Below are 4,500 nucleotides of genomic sequence, written 5' to 3'. Positions count from 1 at the left end.
GTTAAAGGGTATTTTTATGAGTTAAACTGGTAATTGTTCAGGGCGTTGAGTAACAGCTAACCTATGCACCAGATCAGCCTGCTTTTTGCCTCGGACCGGATGCTCGCAATTTTCGACCAATATTCACAAGAAAAAAGCTTTACCTGCTAAAAGTACATTAAACTATTAAATAATTGTCTGACCTACCTCCTTATTTATAAGGAGGTAGTAAGGTAAGATACAAATATTTATTCCCTTTCAAATACATATAAAGTCCGCTCTGCATCCAACACATACATGCGGTTATCAAATACATAAAATACATCTTCTGCTGCAGGGATCATCATATCCCTGCGGCCTGTTTTACCGGTATCATGTAGCCGGTAACGCCACAACAGCTCACCGGTTTGTATACTCCATTCGCTGACAATGGTATCCAGGATACCTGCCAGGTACATTTTATTATCCCTGAAAATTACATTGGCATAGGGATCAATACCTGCGGACCTGATATGCGGCGACAGGTCCGCATTATGAAGGAGTGCCCCATCCGGGGCATTGATCTGCCATATTTCCATGTTCACAAAACATAGTATAGTCTTGTCCGTTACCTGAAATCTCATGCCTGCCCCTTTCACCTGCCAGTGTAACCGTCCGTTACCGGCGTCCAGGCAAAGTAAATAATCTGTTTGCCCGCTGGTAACGCCAACACATATACGGTTATCTGCAAACTGCGGTCGCGCGATGATCTCATAACTGCCGGCCGGCAGACCTAACTCATGTATGTCCACCTCCCATAGAAGGCGGCCATTTGCTTCGTTAAAACAGGTAAGCACTCCCTTTTTTTCAGTATGCGTAGCCAGCAACCGATCGCCGCTCCTGGTGAAAAGGTGGGTAAAGGCTCCATCAGCTTCCCAGATAATGTCTGAACTCCGGAAATCATATTTGCTCAATTTCCAGCCGGCTTCCGTTTTATTGCGGATGATCATATGATCATCGTAGACCAGCCTGATCTGAAGGCCACCTGTATAATCAAACGGGTACTCTTTTCTAACGTTATTATCCGCATCCCAGGCAATGATCCTGTCCTTTGTCCGGATGATCACTTCCCCATTCACCACTCCTGCCAGTACAAAAGGCGCCGGATGTAGTGCGCTTTCAGTAACGGAAAAATGGTTGTTTATCCGGACAATAGCATTATCGCTGTTTTTATAAACAATGCCTGCTGCTGTAATAAGCGGCTCCTGTACCAGGTTTAACTGGCGGACTAACTGTATCATACTATCTATCTAATCAAAAATATCACTCCCAAAACAAACCATCGTTATACACAAAAGAAAACAAAATAAGCAAACAAATGAAGCTCCACCCATAACCTGCAATTAACCATGACAGAATAACAGTTAAAATCAGGCAAAGATACCCTGGTTCAGACGCTCCGGTATCTTTCAACCAATCTTTAAAAGTGAAATAGATGCAAAAAAGAAAAAGGCCCCGAAAGATCTTTAACCGGAGAAAATTCTTATAAGATCAGGATTTGTAACATTTCTTATCATGATCTGAAACATTTGAGAACCGGGTTTCCAAACCTATCTCGGTAACTTCACAACACTCAATTGAGACAAAAATTCCTGTTATGAAAACGCATCTTCCGCGGCTGCACTTCCTGCGACCACCCTTGCAATGCCATGTTGTCATGGCCCCTCGTCGTCCCACTAAACAAAGGGAAATGGGACGAAATCAATTTCACCTTCTGTTTCAAATCTTAAGCTGGTTTCCATACCGATGGATACAAGCGCTGCTGCATTCAAATGAAATCATTCAAAATTCCACTTACGATCATTCATTTTACTTAACCATTTAACCTTTATGAGAACAAAACTACTTTCACTGTTTAAGCAAAGCGTTATACTACCCTTTGTTTCCGGACGTTCTATGTCCGCTTATGTATTCCCGCAAGTCCTGCAAAAAGCGCTTGCCTTTCTCTGTTTACTACCCGTTATTATTGTGTTTCAGAGTTCTGAATTGAAGGCACAGACCAGCTACACCTGGAAGAATGTAGCTATTGGCGGTGGCGGATTTGTTTCAGCTATCATCCCGAGTAAAACCGAGCAAAACCTGATTTATGCGCGGACAGACGTAGGAGGAGCTTACCGCTGGAATGCATCCACTTCAACCTGGGTCCCGTTGTTGGATTGGGTGTCGGACGATGAAGTCGGGTTCCTCGGTGTCGAGTCTTTGGCCATAGATCCCCAATTACCTGGCAGGGTCTATATGCTGGTAGGCATCTCTTATTTCAACGGTGGAAAAACAGCCATACTCCGGTCTAACGATTACGGCAATACGTTTGCCATTACAAACGTTACTACGCAATTCAAGGCCCATGGCAATGGTATGGGCCGGCAAACCGGAGAAAAGCTTGTAGTAGACCCTCACAACAGCAATATTCTATATTGCGGTACCCGCTGGAATGGATTATTCAGAAGTACCGACGCGGGTGCTACATGGAGCAGGATGAGCTCACTGGATGTAACCACCACCCCTAATGAAAACGGGATAAGCTTTGTGGTTTTGGACGGAAGCAGTGTTTCAGGTGGAGTTACCCAAAGAATCATTGTAGGAGTTTCCCGCAGCGGGAGCACCAACCTGTACAGAAGTGATAATGGCGGACAATCCTTTTATGCTATTTCCGGCGCCACCACCACTTATATGCCGCATCGGGCTGTTTTAGCAAGTAACGGAAACCTGTATCTTACTTATGGCAACGGTGCAGGCCCCAGTGGGCATTGGTCGCTACCGGAGCCTATGGATAACGGACAGATCTGGAGGTACAGTATTTCCAACGGCTCATGGACAAACATTACACCTTCCGGTTTCAACAAGGCATTCGGCGGTATCAGTGTTGATCCCAATAATCCCAACAGGATTGTGGCCAGTACCATCAACACCTATATGAACCAGAATGGCGCCTGGGGCGACAGGATGTTCCTGAGCACAAATGGCGGCTCCAGCTGGGTGGATGTAGTAAACAGGGGATTTTCCATGGATCCCGATGGTATCACCTGGGTTAGCGGGCATGCCATCCATTGGGCAGGCTCAATAGAATTTGATCCCTTTAATACCGAGAAGGTTTGGGTCACTTCAGGTAATGGTATTTTCAGAAATGATAATATCAGCTCCAGCGGCACCTGGCGGTTTGCAGTAAGAGGGCTGGAAGAAACAGTACCACTTAACCTGGAAAGTATTCCCAATGGTCCTGTAATTTCTGTTATTGGCGACTATGACGGGTTCAGACACACCTCCAATGTTAGCCAATATGCACCAATTCATAATCCGCAAATGGGGACCACCAGCGGGTTGGCAGTAGCTGCTCAAAATACAAACAAAATTGTCCGGGTAGGAAATAATATGTATTATTCCAATGATATGGGATTAACCTGGACTCAAAATAGCATGAATGGCTCTCACGGACAGGTAGCATTATCAGCTAATGGTAATACCGTACTGCATTCCCCCAAAGAATCTTCCACTACATACCGGTCAACTAATAATGGCTCCTCCTGGTCTGCGGTAAGTGGTTTGAGTTTTAATGAAGCGCGGCCGGTTGGTGATCCCGTCAATTCCGATAAATTTTATGCGTATAATCCCGGAAATGGGGCGGTAATGGTAAGCACCAATGGCGGATCTTCCTTTTCCCAGGTGGGTTCAGTTGCGGGCGGAGGCTCAAAAGTTATCCGCCTGGCGCCCGGCAGGGAAGGACATGTTTGGATAGCTTTGAACAGCGGAGGACTGGCACGTTCAACTAATTCAGGGCAATCATTTTCCACCATAAACGGTGTCAGTAATTGCGGAGCCGTTGGCTTTGGCGTAGCTGCTTCCGGGGCAAATTATCCTACGATTTTCATTTGGGGCACCGTCAATAATGTCAGAGGCGTTTATCGCTCCACAGACCAGGGTGCTTCATGGGTTCGTGTAAATGATGATACGCATGAATTTGGCGGCCCCGGTAACGGGCAATTCGTACAGGGAGATATGAATATCTTCGGAAGAGTATATATGAGCACAGCAGGCAGAGGTATCGTTTATGGAGAGCCCTCCTCCGGCTGCACACCTACTGCCATTACCCCGTACATACAGGTTAATGGCGGAACCTGGCAGCAAACAACCACTGCTACTTTAGCCGCAGGCGGCACCCTGCAGTTAGGCCCTCAGCCTACGCAGGGAGGATCCTGGAGCTGGACCGGGCCCAATAATTTTAGTGCTGCTACCCGTGAAGTGTATATTTCAAATATCCAGGCCAGTCAGGCAGGCAACTATGTGGCCACCTACACCAATAGCAGTGGATGCCAGAGCACACAAACCTTTAACATTGCCGTGACAGGCTCCATCCTGCGGGAATCCTGGACAGGCATCAGCGGAGCTACTATCAGCAGCCTGACCTCCAATAGCAATTATCCCAACAACCCTACAGGCAGGGACCAGCTCAGCAGCCTGGAAGGCCCCACTAACTGGGCGGAGAAC

Annotated in this window: 2 protein-coding genes; one reads left to right on the top strand and one right to left on the bottom strand. The window is 46.7% G+C overall.

Features of this window, described 5'->3' with window-relative positions; all coding sequences use genetic code 11:
• Positions 1-227 precede the first annotated feature (227 nt).
• Positions 228-1,259, bottom strand: a complete 1,032-nt coding sequence (locus tag VIM72_RS08530) for a PQQ-binding-like beta-propeller repeat protein (protein ID WP_332002416.1) — start codon at positions 1,257-1,259, stop codon at positions 228-230.
• Positions 1,260-1,848: 589 nt separating this feature from the next.
• On the opposite strand from VIM72_RS08530, the gene VIM72_RS08525 reads away from it, so the two are divergent.
• The coding region (locus VIM72_RS08525; protein ID WP_332002415.1) for a hypothetical protein at positions 1,849-4,500 on the top strand (2,652 nt) is incomplete at its 3' end.

Source organism: Chitinophaga sp., assembly GCF_036569185.1.
GTDB lineage: Bacteria > Bacteroidota > Bacteroidia > Chitinophagales > Chitinophagaceae > Chitinophaga.
Note: the sequence above shows the minus strand (reverse complement) of the source record. Positions and strands in the feature narration are given on the sequence as shown.